Origin of the sequence: Gordonia paraffinivorans (genome assembly GCF_900683595.1) — a bacterium.
Classification (GTDB): domain Bacteria; phylum Actinomycetota; class Actinomycetes; order Mycobacteriales; family Mycobacteriaceae; genus Gordonia; species Gordonia paraffinivorans.
The window spans coordinates 1,017,601-1,034,861 of the sequence record NZ_CAACYD010000007.1 but is presented as its reverse complement, the minus strand read 5'-3'; the positions used below and the strand labels follow the sequence as shown (position 1 = coordinate 1,034,861).

General features: G+C 69.3%; 16 protein-coding genes, 1 tRNA gene and 1 pseudogene. 7 read left to right on the top strand and 11 right to left on the bottom strand.

The window, feature by feature from the left end; all coding sequences use genetic code 11:
• Nucleotides 1–27: 27 nt before the first annotated feature.
• Nucleotides 28–1,869, bottom strand: a complete 1,842-nt coding sequence (locus tag E1P53_RS17755; protein WP_131735047.1) for a hypothetical protein — start codon at nt 1,867–1,869, stop codon at nt 28–30.
• A 67-nt stretch (nt 1,870–1,936) separates the two neighbouring features.
• On the opposite strand from E1P53_RS17755, the gene E1P53_RS17750 reads away from it, so the two are divergent.
• Complete coding sequence (locus tag E1P53_RS17750; protein ID WP_006898836.1) at nt 1,937–2,296, top strand: chorismate mutase; 360 nt, start codon at nt 1,937–1,939, stop codon at nt 2,294–2,296.
• Nucleotides 2,297–2,387: 91 nt separating this feature from the next.
• Nucleotides 2,388–4,085, top strand: coding sequence for a glucose-6-phosphate isomerase (pgi, locus tag E1P53_RS17745; RefSeq protein WP_131735046.1), 1,698 nt, complete (start codon nt 2,388–2,390; stop codon nt 4,083–4,085).
• An 89-nt stretch (nt 4,086–4,174) separates the two neighbouring features.
• Here pgi and E1P53_RS17740 read toward each other — a convergent pair whose 3' ends face one another.
• From E1P53_RS17740 to E1P53_RS17720, 4 genes are all read right to left on the bottom strand, one after another.
• Complete coding sequence (locus E1P53_RS17740) at nt 4,175–5,014, bottom strand: Mesocentin (protein ID WP_131735045.1); 840 nt, start codon at nt 5,012–5,014, stop codon at nt 4,175–4,177.
• A 218-nt stretch (nt 5,015–5,232) separates the two neighbouring features.
• Nucleotides 5,233–5,766, bottom strand: coding sequence for a hypothetical protein (locus E1P53_RS17735; RefSeq protein ID WP_131735044.1), 534 nt, complete (start codon nt 5,764–5,766; stop codon nt 5,233–5,235).
• A gap of 638 nt (nt 5,767–6,404) precedes the next feature.
• Nucleotides 6,405–7,148, bottom strand: coding sequence for an SDR family oxidoreductase (locus E1P53_RS17725; protein WP_131735043.1), 744 nt, complete (start codon nt 7,146–7,148; stop codon nt 6,405–6,407).
• A 40-nt stretch (nt 7,149–7,188) separates the two neighbouring features.
• Nucleotides 7,189–8,079, bottom strand: coding sequence for a DNA-formamidopyrimidine glycosylase family protein (locus E1P53_RS17720; RefSeq protein ID WP_131735042.1), 891 nt, complete (start codon nt 8,077–8,079; stop codon nt 7,189–7,191).
• Between the two features lie 25 nt (nt 8,080–8,104).
• Between E1P53_RS17720 and E1P53_RS17715 the strand changes: the two genes are divergently transcribed.
• Both E1P53_RS17715 and E1P53_RS17710 read left to right on the top strand, forming a co-directional pair.
• A complete protein-coding gene (locus tag E1P53_RS17715; RefSeq protein WP_006898829.1) occupies nt 8,105–8,845 on the top strand; it encodes a 3'(2'),5'-bisphosphate nucleotidase CysQ in 741 nt (246 codons plus the stop codon).
• Nucleotides 8,846–8,855: 10 nt separating this feature from the next.
• Nucleotides 8,856–9,604, top strand: a pseudogene (locus E1P53_RS17710) (ABC transporter permease).
• Nucleotides 9,605–9,680: 76 nt separating this feature from the next.
• Here E1P53_RS17710 and cobF read toward each other — a convergent pair.
• Genes cobF through E1P53_RS17695 form a run of 3 tightly spaced genes read right to left on the bottom strand, consistent with a single transcriptional unit; the run spans nt 9,681 to nt 11,509 of the window.
• Nucleotides 9,681–10,436 (bottom strand): precorrin-6A synthase (deacetylating), encoded by a 756-nt coding sequence (gene cobF, locus E1P53_RS17705; protein ID WP_006898827.1) that lies wholly within the window; start codon nt 10,434–10,436, stop codon nt 9,681–9,683.
• A 2-nt stretch (nt 10,437–10,438) separates the two neighbouring features.
• Entirely contained in the window at nt 10,439–11,248 is an 810-nt protein-coding gene (locus E1P53_RS17700; RefSeq protein ID WP_040526241.1) for an SDR family oxidoreductase, read from the bottom strand.
• 45 nt (nt 11,249–11,293) lie between these two features.
• Complete coding sequence (locus tag E1P53_RS17695) at nt 11,294–11,509, bottom strand: hypothetical protein (protein ID WP_006898825.1); 216 nt, start codon at nt 11,507–11,509, stop codon at nt 11,294–11,296.
• 82 nt (nt 11,510–11,591) lie between these two features.
• Here E1P53_RS17695 and E1P53_RS17690 point away from each other — a divergent pair, with 82 nt between their 5' ends.
• Nucleotides 11,592–12,551: a GlxA family transcriptional regulator gene (locus E1P53_RS17690; protein ID WP_131735041.1), complete on the top strand. Its 960-nt coding sequence runs from the start codon at nt 11,592–11,594 to the stop codon at nt 12,549–12,551.
• A gap of 35 nt (nt 12,552–12,586) precedes the next feature.
• Here E1P53_RS17690 and E1P53_RS17685 read toward each other — a convergent pair.
• A tRNA-Arg gene (locus E1P53_RS17685) sits at nt 12,587–12,659 on the bottom strand.
• A gap of 674 nt (nt 12,660–13,333) precedes the next feature.
• Between E1P53_RS17685 and E1P53_RS17680 the strand changes: the two genes are divergently transcribed.
• Nucleotides 13,334–14,551 (top strand): acyltransferase, encoded by a 1,218-nt coding sequence (locus tag E1P53_RS17680; protein WP_244941235.1) that lies wholly within the window; start codon nt 13,334–13,336, stop codon nt 14,549–14,551.
• Nucleotides 14,552–14,578: 27 nt separating this feature from the next.
• On the opposite strand, the gene E1P53_RS17675 is transcribed toward E1P53_RS17680, so the two are convergent.
• Nucleotides 14,579–15,802 carry an oxygenase MpaB family protein gene (locus E1P53_RS17675; RefSeq protein WP_109237224.1) on the bottom strand — a complete coding sequence of 408 codons (1,224 nt, stop codon included), beginning with the start codon at nt 15,800–15,802 and terminating at the stop codon, nt 14,579–14,581.
• Nucleotides 15,803–15,978: 176 nt separating this feature from the next.
• Here E1P53_RS17675 and E1P53_RS17670 point away from each other — a divergent pair, with 176 nt between their 5' ends.
• Nucleotides 15,979–16,671 carry a TetR/AcrR family transcriptional regulator gene (locus E1P53_RS17670; protein ID WP_006898820.1) on the top strand — a complete coding sequence of 231 codons (693 nt, stop codon included), beginning with the start codon at nt 15,979–15,981 and terminating at the stop codon, nt 16,669–16,671.
• 65 nt (nt 16,672–16,736) lie between these two features.
• Here the strand turns inward: E1P53_RS17670 and E1P53_RS17665 are convergent, their stop codons facing one another.
• Nucleotides 16,737–17,180, bottom strand: coding sequence for an SRPBCC family protein (locus E1P53_RS17665; RefSeq protein ID WP_006898819.1), 444 nt, complete (start codon nt 17,178–17,180; stop codon nt 16,737–16,739).
• Nucleotides 17,181–17,261: the final 81 nt, after the last annotated feature.

Genomic DNA, 17,261 nt, shown 5'->3' with positions numbered 1-17,261 from the left:
CGCAGCGGGCCGTCCGGCTGACGCCGGTCAGCCGGCGAAACGCGCCTCGACGGCCTCGCCGACCCGCCCGGTCCCGGTGTGCATCCGCAGGCCGGGGGTCAGGGGCCGGACGGTGACCGCGTCGCCCGCGCCGTCGAGCCGCACGTACACGGCGCCGAGGCCGGCCCGGACCGGGACCCGGACGGCCTCGCCCTCGTCGAGCGACATCTCGATCTCGCCGTCGCGTGTGGCGCAGTAGCCGATCGCGACGGTCCAGGGCCACCGGAACAGCGGACCGTCGAGCCGCAGGCGCGTCGGCCCGTCGACCTCGGGACGACCGCAGTCGCCCGCCCCCTCGAAGATCAGCCGCCGCCGCGTCACGCCGCCGGGCACCGCGTCGCCCGCTGTGTCGAGGACGAGCAGCCGTTCGGTGCCGGCCCCGAACCGCGGGCGCGGCTCGACCCGGCCGAAGATCCGGCTGATCTGGTTGTCGGGATAGACGACCGGTTGGAGGATCTCCAGCGGCACCGACTGGTCGAGCATCGTCTCGTCGGCGTTCTCACGCAGGGCGACGACGGCGGTGTCGAGGTAGTCGCCGGTGGGATTGTCCCGCCACGACGCCGAGAACGAGACCAGCGACACCACCGCCGACACGATCACCAGGGCCGCGGCCGCCGGCGCGAGCAGTTCCCTCGCCGCGTCGGGGCGGCCCGGGTCCGGCCGAGGGGAGTCGGGGTCGCCCCGACCCGCCCGATGGGTGGCGCGGTGGTCGCCGGCCCGGCCCCTGGGCTCGGCGGCGGCGAGCAGCGCGATCACGATGGTCAGCACCAGAGCCGTGTCTGGCAGGTAGCGCATGTGCTGGGCCAGGACGAGCGCGGTCTCGGGGCTCGACCGGTTCCACATGATCGGGATCTGGGCCGCCACCGCGTAGACCAGCCCGAACACCACGATCGGCAGGCCGCCGCGGCGCCGCAGGCAGGCCCAGCCGACCACCGCGACCAGGACGGCCCACCCGGCCACGATCATCCAGGTCGCCGCGAAGCCCGTCGGCGGGCTCGGGGTCCACCGGTCCCACTCCCACGGCCCGCCGACGAGAGACGGCACGATCGCCTGGTTCACCGATCCCCAGACGAGCCGGGCGGTCTGGGCGACCGAGTGCCGGCCGTCGCCCAGGCCGACCGTCGCGAAGTAGACCGCCGCCCACACCACCGTCAGCGCGGTCATCGACACCCACAGCTCGCGCGCGGACCGCAGCGCCCGGCCCACGGCCCGGCGGTCGGCGCCGGCGGCGAGCACGGCGACGACGAGAACCGTCGGGAGGATGAACAGCGACTTCTCGAAGAAGGCCAGCGCCACCAGGAAGACGACCGTCGAGCGGATCCACAGTATCCGCCGCCGGAAGTCGTCCACCTCTCCCCGCACGAGCGTCACCGCGTCGGCGACGATCCAGGCCATCGCGGCCTGCATGGGCAGAGTGTTGAGCGCCGCCGACCACCAGGCGAAGGCGGGCACGGTCATCGGACTGAACAGGTAGAAGGCGAGCGCGACGATCGCCCCCGCGCGTGCCCGCGGCGCGACGGTGCGGATCATCCGCCACACGCAGACCGACGCGATCAGCTGCAGCACGACGAGCGTGGCCGCGGGCAGCAGCCAGTTCAACGGAGCCAGCCACGTCGTCACCCCGGCCACGAGGAAGGCCGCGGGCATGAAATGCCCGTCGTGGGCGTGGCCGAGGAACTCCCAGGAGAGGATGGGGGCCGACGAGGCGCGCGCGATGAGCACCAGGTCGTCCCAGTAGAAGTCGCCGGTCGCCGCGAGCCACCCCCGGACGAGCAACTGCCCCGTGATCAGCGCGACCGCGATCATCGACATCGTGCGCGTGTTGAGCATGCGCTCCAGTGTCCAGATCCGTCGGGCGGATGCGGGTACCCGGTCCGCGACGTGGCAAAATCGGGCCGTGACCGACCGCAGCCCCAGTTCCGGATCCGACGATTCCCCGCAGCCCACCGGAACGTCGTTCGAGAACACGATCGACCTCGAGAAGTACGACCTCACCACCGATGTCGCCGATCTTCCCGACGACATCGACCAGTTGCGACGCGAGATCGACCGTCTCGACGCCGTCATCCTCGCCGCGGTCAAACGACGTTCGGCGGTGTCGAAGAAGATCGGCGCGGCCCGCATGGCGTCGGGTGGTCCGCGACTGGTGCACAGCCGCGAGGTGAAGGTCCTCGAGCGTTTCGCCGACCTCGGCCAGGAGGGGCACACCCTGGCGATGCTGCTGCTGCGCCTCGGCCGCGGCCCCCTCGGCCGCTGATCTGCGGGCGGCCGCGCCCGAATTGTGAGGTTGCACCCACGAGTGTGACGAGCGTCGCGTGGGAGACGGCGACCACATAGGGTTGGATGTCATGAGCACGCAGGCAACCGGAAGTGACTTCACCGGCACCGATCACGGGGACATCACCGCAACGCAGTCCTGGCAGGCTCTCGCGGCGCACCAGCCGCACGTCTACGCGATGCATCTGCGCGAGGTGTTCGCGATCGATCCCGACCGGGGGCGCGACCTGACCGTCGACGTCGGCGATCTCCACATCGACTACTCCAAGCACCGGGTGCTCCGCGAGACGCTCGAGTTGCTGATCGGCCTCGCCCGCGAGGTCGGGCTCGAGGAGATGCGCGACGACATGTTCGCCGGCGCCCACATCAACACCTCGGAGGACCGCGCGGTCCTGCACACGGCGCTGCGGCTGCCGAGAGATGCCGAACTCGTCGTCGACGGGCAGGACGTGGTGGCCGACGTCCACGACGTCCTCGACCGCATGGGCGCGTTCACCGACCGTCTCCGCAGCGGAGAGTGGAAGGGCCACACCGGAAAACGGATCACCGACGTCGTCAACATCGGCATCGGCGGCTCCGACCTCGGCCCCGTGATGGTGTATCGGGCGCTGCGCCACTACGTCGACGCCGGGATCACCTGTCATTTCGTCTCCAACGTCGACCCGGCCGATCTGGTCGGCACCCTCGCCGGACTCGACCCGGAGACCACGCTGTTCATCATCGCCTCGAAGACCTTCACCACCCTCGAGACGCTCACCAACGCCGCCGCCGCACGACAGTGGCTCCTCGACGCGGTCGGCGGCGACAGGGACGCTGTGGCAAAGCATTTCGTGGCGGTGAGCACGAACGCCGACGAGGTCGCGAAGTTCGGCATCGACACCGACCACATGTTCGGCTTCTGGGACTGGGTCGGCGGCCGCTACTCCGTCGACTCCGCGATCGGACTCTCGGTGATGGCCGCGATCGGAAAGGAGCGCTTCGCGGAGTTCCTCGACGGCTTCCGTATCGTCGACGAACACTTCCGCACGCAGCCGCTCGAGCGCAACGCGCCGGTGATCCTGGGCCTGATCGGCCTCTGGTACAACAACTTCTGGGACATCGGCACCCGAGCGGTGCTCCCCTACAGCAACGACCTCGCGCGTTTCGCCGCCTACCTCCAGCAGCTGACCATGGAGTCCAACGGCAAGTCCGTCACCGCGGGCGGACACCACGTCACCACCGACACCGGCGAGATCTTCTGGGGCGAACCGGGAACCAACGGCCAGCACGCGTTCTATCAACTCCTGCACCAGGGCACGCGGATCGTGCCCGCCGACTTCATCGGGTTCGCCGAACCGACCGACGACCTGCCGGCCTCCCCCGACGGATCGGGTTCGATGCACGACCTGTTGATGAGCAACTTCTTCGCGCAGACCAAGGTCCTCGCGTTCGGCAAGACCGCCGACGAGATCGCCGCCGAAGGCGTTCCGCCGCACGTGGTCCCGCACAAGGTGATGCCGGGCAACCGGCCCACCACGTCGATCCTCGCACCCAAGCTGACCCCGTCGGTGGTGGGCCAGCTGATCGCGCTCTACGAGCACCAGGTGTTCGTAGAGGGCTCGATCTGGGGCATCAACCCCTTCGACCAGTGGGGCGTGGAACTCGGCAAGACGCAGGCGAAGGCGCTGCTGGGCACCATCACCCAGCCCGACGCGCCGACCGCCGACGACGACGCGTCGACCAACGAGCTGGTCGCCTGGTACCGCAGGCACCGCGGACGCACTGTCTGACCAACGGCATCGAGACCGCCCACACGAACCGGCCGCGGCGAGTACGACACTCGCCGCGGCCGATGCGTCACGACCGTGTTCCGGCCGGCTCAGTTGCCACCCGCCTCCGTGCTCGGCGGGGCCTGATCGGCCTCGTCGGGGTCGTCGCCCGAGTCGCCGTCGGAGTCGTCGTCGGACGCCGCGCCCCCGCCGTGGTTCGGATTGGTGCAGACGGTGCCCTCACACGGGACGTACCGATTCGCGCCGTCGGGGCTCTTGATCGCGTTGGGTCCCACATAGGTTCCGTGCGGACAGGCCGGATCCTCGTTCTGCGCACAGTATTCGTGGGTCAGGTTGTTGCCCGTCGAGCCGTCCGCACCGGTCGGGCCGCCGTTCACCGGCTTGCCGTTGGCGTCCCAGGCGCCGGTGCCCTCACCGCCACCGTGATTGGGATTGGTGCAGACGGTGCCCTCACACTTGACGAACGAGTGGCTGCCGTCGGGATTGCGGATCGCGTTCGGACCGACGTAGCTGCCCTCGGGGCACGCGGGATCCTGGTTGCGAGCGCAATACTCCTGGGTCAGGTTGTTACCCGTGGAGCCGTCCGCGCCCGTGGGACCGCCGTTCACCGGGTTTCCGTTCGCATCCCAGAAACCGCTCTTCTCGTGCGCGGCGACGTGCGCACCCAGGTAGCTTCCCCTGGGGCACTTGGAATCGACGTTGTGGGCGCAGTAATCCTTGGTCAGGTTGTTGCCGGTGGAGCCGTCGGCGCCCGCGGGACCCCCGTTGACCGGCTTACCCTCCTTGTCCCATGTTCCGGTCTTCGCGACGTTGCTGACCGACGAACTCGACGACGACGCGGAGTCGGTCGAGCCACCCGAACCCGAACACCCGGCGACGACGAGACAGAGAGTGAACACGGCGGCCAGAGCCGCCCAGATCCGTTTCACCCCGACACCTCCGAAACACTCAAAACGGTAGATCGCAGATCTTAAAACACGGACAAGGCGGACGCAAGGGCATTTCGACGCAAAATTGGTCCGACCGGTGCCAGGAATTGCTCCTAGCTGTGCGGTTTCCCGACTACCGCAGCTTCATCGGTGATGCTTCGTCCGGTGCTGCCTCATGCGGCGCTGCTACGCCCGGCGTGGTCTCGGTGCGCTGCTGCCTACTGCCAGTAGCTCTCGTCGAAAACTTCATCGGGGATCTCGTCGCCGGGCTCGACCCCCAATTCCTCCAGGCGCCCCATGATGGCGGCGGAAGTGGCCACGTAGGTCACGAGATCCTCCGGCTCGACGACCCTTTCGGAGGGATCGCCGCCGAGGAACTCGACGAGCGCGGGCGGGACGCAGGAGCCCATGTCGAGGGAGCGGGTGCCGGTCGCGGTGCGCCAGGCGTCGAAGCTGGCGACGTCGACAGCATCGGCGACCTCGCCGGTCCGGACCGCCTCGAGCACCTCGTCGACGGTGGCGAGCTCACCGGAGCTGCCGCTGGACGGATCGAATCCGACCACGGTCTCGGGATCGATGGTCTCGCCCTCGGCCAGCGTGAAGTAGACGACGCCGCGCCAGTCGGCGGCCAGCGCCTCGACGTCGTCACGCCCGAAGACCTCGCCGAGCAACTCGCTCACCTGGTCGCTGCGCTTGCTGCCGAACACCTGGAACGCGCCCGACGCCACCATCTGCCCCTGCTTCTTCGCCACGGACAGTCACCTTACGCAGGTCAGTCGTGGATACCGAGCACGACGACGCGGCCTGTCGTCGGTGACAGAAAGACGGTCGCCGTCCACTGTGCCGACGAGAACGCGGCGTCGAGATTCGCACTCCCCAGGAGGCCTCCGGCGGAACGATAGGGGCGAGTTCGGTGGCGACCGTGCCGGGATCGGGCACCGCGCCTGCGCCGTACGCCTCTGCCCAGGCCGCGACCTGTGCGGTGCCGACGTCGACGATCGCGTCGAACCAGTGGGTCGTCGGGCGGGGACACGGTCCGGTGTGCCCGGCACGCCACCGACGGTGTCGGCGGCCCAACCGTCGACGGAACCATCGGCGAGCATCGGGAATCGGCGTGCGACGGGCCCGGTGTCGCGGGCTGGGCCGGCGGTCACGACCTTGGCGACGGTCGGCGACGTCGGCGTCGACGTGGTCTGGCTCCGCGCGACTCCCGCGGGATCGGTTGCACAACCGACCACGCCCAGCAGGGACAGGCCGGCACACACCAGTGCCGCGGACAAGCGGTGCGCCGGTGCCCGATTCGAGAACATCCCGCCACGCTAGCCATTGTCGGCGTGCTGCGGCCGAAACGTCCTTCGGGCGGATGAAACCCCTCGTGCCGGGCTTCGGATCAGACCAGGCGGCGGCTCAGCGACAGCGGCAGGTACCTCAACGCCGCGGCGATGGGGGTCCACGGCCACGGCGGGACCGGCGCCCAGTTCTTCTCCGCCTCGATCGCCTTCACCAGGGCATCGACGCCCTTGTCGGTGTCGACCTTGAGCTTGGTCTCGACGCCGCGGTTGATGTCGGTGTCGATGTAGCCGGGTGCGATCACCGACACCTTGATGGGCGAGCCGGCGAATTCCGCCTGCAGCCCCTGCCCGAGCGCGGTGAGTCCGGCCTTCGACCCCGAGTACGCGGCCTGCGCCTTCGGCAGCCCGCGGACGCCGGAGATCGAACTGATCAGCACGAGGTGCCCGGCGTTCTGTTCGCGGAAGATCTCGAGGGCGGCCTCGGCCTGTGCGAGGGCGCCGACGAGGTTGGTCTGGACGGTCTCGATGTTGGCTGCGGCCTTGCCGGTGCCCAGCGGGGCGCCCTTGCCGAGGCCTGCGTTGACGATGACGCGGTCCAGCCCGCCGAGCTCGTCGGCGAGCTTGCGGAACGCGAGCGGCACCGCGTCGAGGTCGGTGACGTCGAGCGGGGTCACCGCCACGTGCGCGGCCGACGGCCGGAGCTCGCCGGCGAGCGCCTCGAGCCTCTCGAGACGGCGCGCCGCCAGGCCAAGGGCACGCCCCTGTGCCGCGAATCGACGTGCCATGCCCTCGCCGAGTCCCGAACTCGCACCGGTGATGAGGATCTTCTGCCGTGGGGTCACGCCGCCCAGGCTACCGCGCGGTAAGTTGCGCCGGAAGCCGCTACTTGAGGAGCCGCGACATGCGGCGGTCGGCGAGCACCTTGCCGCCGGTCTGACAGGTCGGGCAGTACTGGAACGAGCGGTCGGCGAACGAGACCTCCCGGATGGCGTCGCCGCACACCGGGCACGGCAGGCCGGTGCGCGCGTGCACGCGCAGGCCGGTGCGCTTCTCGGACTTGAGCCGCGCCACCTCCTGCCCCTCGAGACGGCTGGTGGCATCGGTGAGCACGGTCCGCATCGCGTCGTAGAGGGCGCTCACCTGGTCCGGCTTCAGGGTTTTCGACGACGCGAACGGCGACAGCCGTGCGGTGTGCAGGATCTCGTCGGAGTAGGCGTTGCCGATGCCGGCGATCACGCGCTGGTCGGTGAGCACGTTCTTGATGCGGCCGGTCGTCGAGGCCAGGATCTCTGCGAGGCGCTCCTCGGTCAGCTCGAGGGCGTCCGGGCCGAGTCCGGCGACGCGATCGATCTCGGCGGGGTCGCGGACCAGCCACACCGCGAGCCGCTTCTGGGTGCCGGCCTCGGTGACGTCGAATCCCTCGCCGGGCAGGCCGCAGTGCACCCGAAGCGCGATCGGCGACCTGCCGCCGGGCCGCAGCGGTTTGGGCGAGAGGTCCTCGCTCCAGCGCACCCAGCCGGCCCGCGAGAGGTGGACGACCATCGCGATCATCGGTTCCGACGCGGCGGCCTCCGAACCCGGGACGGTGCGGATGACCAGGTACTTACCGATCCGGCCGACGGATTCGACGATCCGGCCGGCCAGGGCGGTGTACGGCGGGTCGGCGGTCTTCAGGACCGAGAGGGATGCGACATCGACGCGCCGGATCGGGAGTCCGGCCGCCCGGCCGTCGACATAGTCGGCGATGGCGGCGACCTCAGGAAGCTCGGGCATGCCTCCAGTGTGCTCTAGTAAAGGGATGAGTTCCCGTCTTTCCGACGCCGAGCTGGCCGCCCGGATCGCGCAGGGCGCCGGGGAGATCCTGCTCGGGATCCGGTCCGGCGACCTCCTCGGCGGGGGAATGCTCGGCGACGTCGGCGACGCGCTGGCACAGGCGTGGATCTCCACCGTGCTGCGCAGGCACCGCCCGAACGACGCCGTGTTGTCGGAGGAGGCCGCCGACGTGGGCGACCGGGCGACCGCCGAGCGCGTGTGGATCATCGACCCCCTCGACGGCACAAGGGAGTTCGCCAACGGCACCGCCGATTGGGCCGTGCACGTGGCCCTGACCGAGAACGGCAGGGTCATCGAGGCCGCCGTCTCGCTGCCGGCCACCGGCGAGCTGTTCCGGGCCGACACCGTCGCCGAGACCGACGGCCCGCTGACCCGGCGCCTGGTGACCTCTCGCTGGGGAGGCTCGTACGAGACGAGTTTCGTGGCCAACCGCCTCGGTCTGCAGATGGTGCCGGTCGGTTCGGCCGGAGCGAAGGCGATGGCCGTCGTCCGCGGCGACGCCGATGCGTACGTGCACGCCGGCGGCCAGTACGAATGGGACAACGCCGCGCCGGTGGGAGTGGCGCTGGCCGCGGGCCTGCATTGCAGTCGCCTCGACGGTTCGGAGATCGTCTACAACAACCGCCACCCTTACATGCCCGACTTCGTGATCTGCCGCAGCGAGATCCGCGACGACATGCTCGCGGCCCTGCAGCAGATCTGGTGAACTGGCCCGTGTGAACGGAGTCGGCGACGCCGTCGTCAACATCGGTCCGGCCCTCGCGGTCGCGATCGTGTTGCTCGCCGTCGTCGCCGTACTGGTCAACCGGCGTAGCGGCCTCGCGACCGACACCCTGGTGGCGTCGGTGCGCGCCGTCGTCCAACTGGCCGCATTGGCCGGCGTCTTGGCGGTGGTCATCGAGTATCTGTGGGCGTCGGCGCTGTTCGTGCTCGTGATGGCGACGGCTGCCGCGTTCACGTCGGCCAGGCGTATACGGCAGGCGGCTCCCGACGTGCGTGCGATCGGCTGGTGTGTGGGACCGGTCGCGGTGCCGACGCTGATCCTGGTCGTGGTACTGGTGCTCGTGGGCGTGCTCCCCGACCGCGGTATCGCCGTGATCCCGACGGCTGGCATCCTGCTCGGCAACGCCATGGTCACCACGTCGCTGACGGGGCGCCGGGCGCACGACGAATTGACCACCCGCGCAGGCGAGGTCGAGGCCGCGTTGTCGTTGGGGCTGCTCCTTCGCGACACGCGACTGGAGATCTGCGCGACCGCCGCGGCGACATCGCTCATCCCCGGGCTCGACCAGACCCGCGCGGTCGGGCTGGTTACGATCCCCGCGCCTTCGTCGGCATGGTCCTCGGCGGCGCGTCCGTGTGGTCCGCGGCCGCCATGCAGTTGTTCGTGCTGATCGGCCTGCTTGCGGTGAGCTCGATCGCAGCACTGGTGACTGTGGAGTTGGTGGCACGGGAGCTGATGTGAGAACCACGGACCGGGCACGCGTGAGTCCTGATGGGGGCTCGCACCTGTTCGGCCCGGCAGATCGAGGCCACCCCCGCTACCCCTTGCGCAACAGGTAGATGTCCATGATCCAACCGATCCGTTCGCGCGCCTCGGCACGCGCGGCCACGATCCGGTCGGTCACGTCACCGACCCGGCCGCTGATCAGGATCTCGTCGGCGGTGCCGACGTAGGCACCCCACCAGATGTGGTCGTCGGGGTCGGCGGTGTGCCGAAAGGCGAGATCCCCGTCGAGCATGACGATCTGGTTGGCGTCCGCACCCGCCGGGGTCTCGGCAAGCCGACGGCCGGTGGTGATGTGAATCGGCTCGCCGACGCGGTTGGCCACGATGCCGTGCGCCGCGGTGAGCGCACTCGCGCTGGTCACACCCGGGATCACCTCGACGTCGAGGTCGAGGTCGTCGTGGGCGGACAGATCCTCGACGATGCGGAGCGTGCTGTCGTAGAGCGCCGGGTCGCCCCACACGAGGAACGCGGCCACCCCGCCGTCGCCGACCTCGTCGCGCAGTGCGCGGGCGATCAGATCCGCACGTGCCGCATGCCAGCGCCGGACCTCGGCGTCGTAGTCGACGGGATCGCGGTCGCGGGGCGGGTCGGGGATCTCGACGAGCGAATATCCCTGCCGCGCATGGGCGTCGAGGATCTCACGACGGGCCTGCAGCAGACCGCTCTTGGCCGCCCCCTTCTCCAGCACGAGGAAGGCGTCGACGTCGGCCATCGCGTCGACGGCCTGAAGGGTGATCTGGCGCGGGCCTCCGGGGCCGATCCCGATGACCCGCAACGTGATCCGCACGGTCAGATCTTCACCTTCGGCAGGCCGTGCTTGCGCGCGGTCATGTCCAGGACGAGCTGACGCGGCGCGAGGCGACGCAGCAGGAAGACCAGCGGGGCGTTGTTGCCCCGGGCATAGAAGGGTTTCGGGTGGTCGGCGAGCGCGGCGTCGACGATCTGTCGGGCCATCGACTCGGCACTGATGCCGGCGTCCTCGTTGCGACGCGTCGCCGCGGCCAGGGTCTCGTACTCGGCACGGTAGGGCGAGTTCTCGCCGATGTGGATGCTGCGCCGGTCGCCGATACCGGTCGCGATGGTCCCCGGCTCGACCGCGATCATGCGGATCCCGTACGGCGCCACCTCACGCCGGGTCGCGAAGGCGAAGGCCTTCAGCGCCGACTTGGTGGCCGCGTAGTTGGAGCGGAATGCGACCGGGAAGCTCGACAGCATCGACCCGACCATGACGACGGTTCCGCGACGCCGCTCCCGCATCCCGGGCAGCACCGCCTTCGTGAGGGCGATCGGCCCGAAGACGTTGACGCGGAACAGATCCTCGATCGCCTGCATCGACGTGTCCTCGAGGGCGCCGGCCTGCGACTCGCCGGCGTTGTTGACGAGGATGTCGACGGCCCCGACGGTCTCGGCACACGCGGTGGCCGAGTCGTAGTCGGCGTTGTCGAGGCGGACATAGGTGACGCCCGGGATCGGGTCGCGCACGGTGTCGGGGTTGCGGGTGGTGCCGAAGACGCGGTGCCCGCGGGCGACGAACTGACGGGCGACCTCGGCGCCGATGCCGCTGGTCGCGCCGGTGACGAGAACGGTCTGTGAGCTCACGCCCGCTACCGTAGCGCAGCCCTCGGCGGGCACACCGGACCCACGTCAGACGAGTCGGTCGTGGCGACGGGTGAGAATGCTCAATTCCGCTGCGACACGGTCGGTGTCGGGACCGTAGGGCAGCCGGGGATCGCGCGTCCACCAGTCGACGAGGCGCTGGAGAGGCGTGCGGCGGCCGGGCGGGGTCCGACGGGTCAGGACGACGAGTCCGATCACGGCGACGAGGACGGCGGCGGCGAGGACGAGGGCTGCGATGATCATGGCAGCAATTTTCCGCCCGCAGGAATTTCGCTAACAGTGGCATGAACGTCAATATGCGCAAATCTTCTGCCATACTGGCGGGATGCTGAAATCCGTCGGCGTCCTCCTCCACGGCAACGTCGCGCTCTTCGAGTTCGGCGTCGTCTACGAGGTGTTCGGCCTCGACCGCTCCGACGACGGCGTCCCGGTGTTCGACTTCCGCGTGGCTGCGCCCGAACCGTCGCAACCGCTCACCGTGGGTCGCGGCATCTCCGTGCAGGTGTCCCACACACTCGACGAGTGCTGCGACGTCGACCTCGTCGCGATCCCGGGCGGCAAGACCGACGGCAACTACCCCGAGGAGATCCTCGACACCGTGCGTGCGGTCGTCGACAACGGCGGGCGTGTCCTGACCGTGTGCTCCGGGGCGTTCGTCGCGGGTGCGGCCGGACTCCTCGACGGCCGCCGCTGCACCACCCACTGGCGCTACGGCGAGGAACTCGCCCGGCAGTTCCCGAAGGCGCAGGTCGACACCGACGTCCTGTTCGTCGACGACGGACCGGTGACCACCAGCGCGGGCACCGCCGCCGGCATCGACGCGTCGCTGCACCTGGTCCGCGAGGCGTGGGGAGCGAGCGTGGCCAACCGCATCGCCCGGCGGATGGTGGTGTCGCCGCACCGCGACGGCGGCCAGCGCCAGTTCGTCGACATGCCGATGCCCGCTTGCTCCGACGAGGGGTTCGGCGAGCTGCTCGGCTGGCTGCTCGAACATCTCGACCGCGACGTCACCGTCGACGCCATGGCCGAACGCATGCACATGTCGAGCAGGACGTTCGCCCGGCGATTCGTCGACGAGGTCGGGGTGTCACCGCGGCGATGGCTGACCGAACAACGGGTGCTCGCCGCCAAGGAGCTGCTCGAATCGACCGATGCACCGGTCGAGGAGGTGGCGCGCCTCGTCGGGTTCGCGTCGGCGACGCTGCTGCGACATCACTTCGCGGCGTCCGTCGGGGTCTCGCCCCTCGTGTACCGGAGACGGTTCGCCCGGTCGCCACGCCACTAGTGGAGCGGAAAAGTCTCAGGTCAAGGCCGGTTCGGTGCCCTCGGTAGGATTCGAACCTACGACCTACCCTTTAGGAGAGGGTTGCTCTATCCCCTGAGCTACGAAGGCGTCGCGCCCGCGCGGGCGGCACCGGAGAGTCTACGGCAGCAACCCGGGTGCACACCGCACCCACCCGTCACTTCCGTTTACGCCCACCGCCGCGTCACCGAGTACCGGCACAGCGACGAGGCGCGTACGCCCGACAGTGGCGGCAAGCAGATCGCGCGTGAGATGGGTCTCGCTCCGGCGATCGCGCGCGACAGCCTCGCGCACCGGTTCCACGGGTCGGCGGCGCGCACGCGCGGCGTACGTCCAGATACCCCTTGACCTGCGCGGACGCCGTCCGGGTGCCGCCGCCTACGACGCTGGGTACAGTGGTCGGCGACACGGAACCGGGCGATCACGGCTGCGTTCCGGGACCGCCGCACAGCCCTCGGCGACGAGGCCGTTGCCGGAATCGGTCCGTACACTTCGTATCGGTAACAGTTTGGTCAACCGGGGAGGGTTCTTTCTTGGTGCACGCAGCGAGCTCGGCGCGCACCGCCGGCGACGACGTTTCGACGTCCGAGGTCTCTTCGACCTCCGTCGCCGAAACCGCGCCCGCCACCGCCGAGACCGACCCCTCCCCCGCAACCGGCACACCGGACGCGGGCTCCGCCGCCACCGCGGCTTCCGACGCAGACGGGAGCGACGAGGCCACACGCCGTGACTCCGCCCGACAGGGTGCCGTCGACGCTGCGGCGATCAAGAAGGCCCGCTCCCGCGCGCACACCGCAGACTTCGTCCGTGTCGCGCTGTTCGCCTTCGTCGTCGTCGCCCACAGCGTCAACGCCATCAACGGCGGCCCCGACGAGGTGCGCGCCGCGAACCTGATCGGCACGCTGTGCCATCTCACCCGCTACGGCTTCGTCGCGGTGACCCTGTACGTGCTGGTCCTCAGCACCCAGGGCCGGGACATGTCCCCGGTGCAGTTCTGGCGCCGCCGATTCGGCCTGGTGATCTGGCCGTACCTGGCTTGGACCGTGATCTACACGATCACCGATCACGTCATCATCCGGGACAACCCGTTCCCGCCGATGAACGAGCTGTTCCCCCAGCTCGCCCACGATCTGCTCGTCGGCGAGGGCAAGTACCAGCTGTACTTCCTGCTGATCTCGATGCAGATCTACCTGTTCTTCCCGCTCATCTCGTGGATCTTCGAGCGCGGCCGCAACCACCCGTGGACGCTTCTCTCCATCGGCGCGGTCATCCAGGTCGCGATGTTCGTGGTGTACCAGTACCTCCCCCGGCCCTCCGGACAGTTCTGGGACGTCACCTACCAGCACCTGTGGAAGACGCTGCCGATGTACGCGCTGTTCATCGCGATGGGCGTGCTCGCCGCGCAGCATCAGCAGGCCGTCGACAAGTGGCTGCGCGACCACATGGCGGCGGTCTTCCTGGTCGCCGTGGGCGCTGCGGCGTTCACCTCGGCCGCCTACCTGCTCGCGACCTCCCCGGGCAACGTGCCGTGGAAGGCCAACACGGCCTGGAACCCGGCCAGCCTGCCCTGGTACGTCGCCGGCTTCGTCCTGCTCTGGCTGATCGGCCTGCTCTGGGACGACCGCCGTGCGTCCGGCCGGCCGGCCGCGGCGAACGTGGTCACCAAGGCGACCCTGCGCGCGTTCGGCGTGTTCGCCGTGCACCCGCTGATCCTCGACGTCCTCGGGCGCGTCGGCTTCCTCAGCGGACTGTTCGAGTGGTTCCCGAACTCGGCCACCCTGCGTTCGGTGATCCTCGTCGTCGTGGTCCTGACCCTGTCGCTGCTGCTCGTCGAGCTCTTGCTGCGCCTGCCGTTCAGCAAGTACCTGACGGCCCGGCCCCGCATCCCGCTGCGCCTCGGGCGCCGCACCAAGGACGACGGCCGCAAGACCGACGACCAGAAGACACCGACCGAGGCCCCCGTGGCGGCCACCCGGAACTGACAGCCGGCGCCGGGCGCCTCAGCCGGGTCACTTGTACTTCGGGTTGTTCATCACCGGGATCTCGATGTTGATCGGCATCCGCAGCTCGGACATGTACCAGAGGACGAACTGCCTCAGGAACTCGTCGATCGCCCAGTAGGCCTCGCGCGGCATGCCGAGGTCGAGCAGGCCCTCGCGCACGAGCACGTACGGCGTCCACGCCGTCTCGAGCAGTGGGCTCCAGACGGGCTCGCGCGGGATCTGCAGCCAATCGGCCGCCTGATCGCCCAGCACGAATCGCGTCAACGCGCCCAGCACGCCGCGGGACAGCAGCGTGAGGTCGAGATTCATGCCGAGGTCGAGCAGCATGTTCGCGAGCTTGCGCCCCTCGGGGGTGGGCTGCAGGATCGGGTCGAGCACCTGCTTGGCCTGCGATTCCGCGGTGGCCCAGGAGTTGGGGATGTACTCGTCCTTCACGCCCAGCATGTGGGCGGTGACCTGCCACGAGTGCAGGAAGCCCTCCGACTCGTCGGGTGCGATCGGCACCTTCCACGTGCGGAAGTTCCGCATCACCGTCGTCGGCAGGCTGTGCCACGTGACCATGATGTCGGCCTGACTGATCGGCACCGACTCGTCGGCGGAATGCACCCAGTGGGGCGACTGCGGCAGCAGATACCGGACGCCGGCGTGCGCCATCCGGGTCTTCAGGCAGGTCACGATCATCTCGCCGCCGGGCTGATACGCGTTGAGCGAACCGATGTCGTAGCCGAGTTTCGCCGTCTTGGTGATGCGGTCCTTGAGGTCCCAGCCGCCCTTCGAGTAGTAGACCGACCGCGCCTCGCGGGGGATGAGCGTGCTCATCATGCCGCTGGCGAAGCCGTAGATGACGCCGAGGTAGGTGCCGCGCTTCTGGTTGAACTTCACTGCGGTGGCGAGCTTCGCCCGGTCGGTCCACGGCGGCAGCTGCCGTGCGTGTTCCATGAAGTCCCGCAGTTCCTTCGGCAGTCCGGCGGGCAGGGGCTGCGAGTTCTTGTGCCAGGTGCGCAGGAGTCTGTTCACATGCGGGGCCTGTCCGCTCTCGATGACCTTCGCGATCACCGGGTCGGCCTCGTCGTCCCAGACCTGCCTCGGGTCGGCGCCCGTTCCACGCCCCGGCAACGAGTTCGCCGGCGACCAGGTCCACGGCGTCGCCGGGGCGACCGCGGCAACGGCTCCGGCCGCACCGACCATCCCGCCCGCCTTCAGCAGCTTGCGCCTGTTGAGTGCTTCCATCGTCCCCGTCCCCATCCTCGTCGAGGCGCATCCCTCGGCGATGTATCAATGTGACAATCTGCGTAACCTTGTATCCTTACGTACCATCGTGTGACCGAGGGCACACCGGAATCGAGATAATTCGGGATTGTTGATCCGGGCGGAGGATCGCCGGAGACGCAGGAGGGACTCGTCTGATGACATCCAACGCCGCCGAGCTGACCGGCACCGTGAAGCCGCCGCACGGATCGTCGTCGAGCTCGGTGATCCAGCGGGCGTTCCTGGGGTCGATGACCCCGACCGCCGCGGAGAACGACCCGACCGCCGAGCGTCTGCTCGACGCCGCCTACGACCTCTTCTGCAGATTCGGCATCCAGCGCACGGCGATGGAGAAGGTCGCCAAGGCCGCAGGCGTGACCCGCGTGACCCTCTACCGCAAGTTCGCGACCAAGGACGCCCTGGTCGACGAGGTGGTGCTACGCGAGTTCCGGCGCTATTTCGACCAGTTCCGGGCCGACATCCCGAAGGCGAGGACCGCCGCCGACCGCGTGGTGCTCGGATTCGTCGGCTCGCTGCGCGCCTTCGCGGGAAACCCGCTCATCAGCGGCATGGCGCACACCGAGTCGAGCATGCTGATCGAGTCGATGATCGGCGACGACGGACTCCTGCTGTCGGTGGTGCAGCAGTTCGTCGCGGCCCAGCTCCGCCGGGAACAGGCGGCGGGCAACATCTCCGCGGACCTCGACGCCGAACTCGTCGCCGAGATGTTCGTGCGGATCTCGGCGTCGTTCCTCACCGTCCCGAGCCGCGTCGTCGACATCACCGACGACGCGCAACTGGCCGACATCGCGCGCCGGTTCCTGGTCCCGATGCTCGAACCGCGCCACTGAGACGAACGAGCCGGGGCCGTCGCGGACGACGACCCCGGCTCGATGTGCTGAGTCGGTGGTGACCGTCAGCCGTGATCGGCGAACTTCTTCGCGATCGTCTCCTCGCTGTGCTTGACGGCCTGGTCGGCGAACGGGCCGATGAGACCGCCGAGCAGCTTGCCCGCGATGCCGCCAGGCAGCTTGAAGTCGAATGCCACGGTCATCTCGGTGCCGCCGTCCTCGGCGTCGGCGAACTTCCACGTGGAGTTGGCGCTGAACCCCTCGACGGCCCTGAGTTCGATCAGTTCGTTGGGGATGTACTGGGTGCACTTGACGACGCTCTTGAGCGTCTTGGGGCCGACGTCGATCGCGACCTCGAAGGTCGAGCCCAGTCCCTGGGTCTGCTCCGTGGTCGGGGTGAACCGCTTCACCCCGAAGAGATACTCCGGGACGTTCTGATAGCCGTCGACGTACTCGAAGACGCGCTCACGCGGCGCATCGACCTTCACCTGGTGGCTTACCACTCCCACGCTGGTCCCCGTTCCTGCAGTGTCGGTGACCCGGCTCGTCCGGGTCGGTGTCCGAGAGATTAGAGACTATGTCCTCGACGC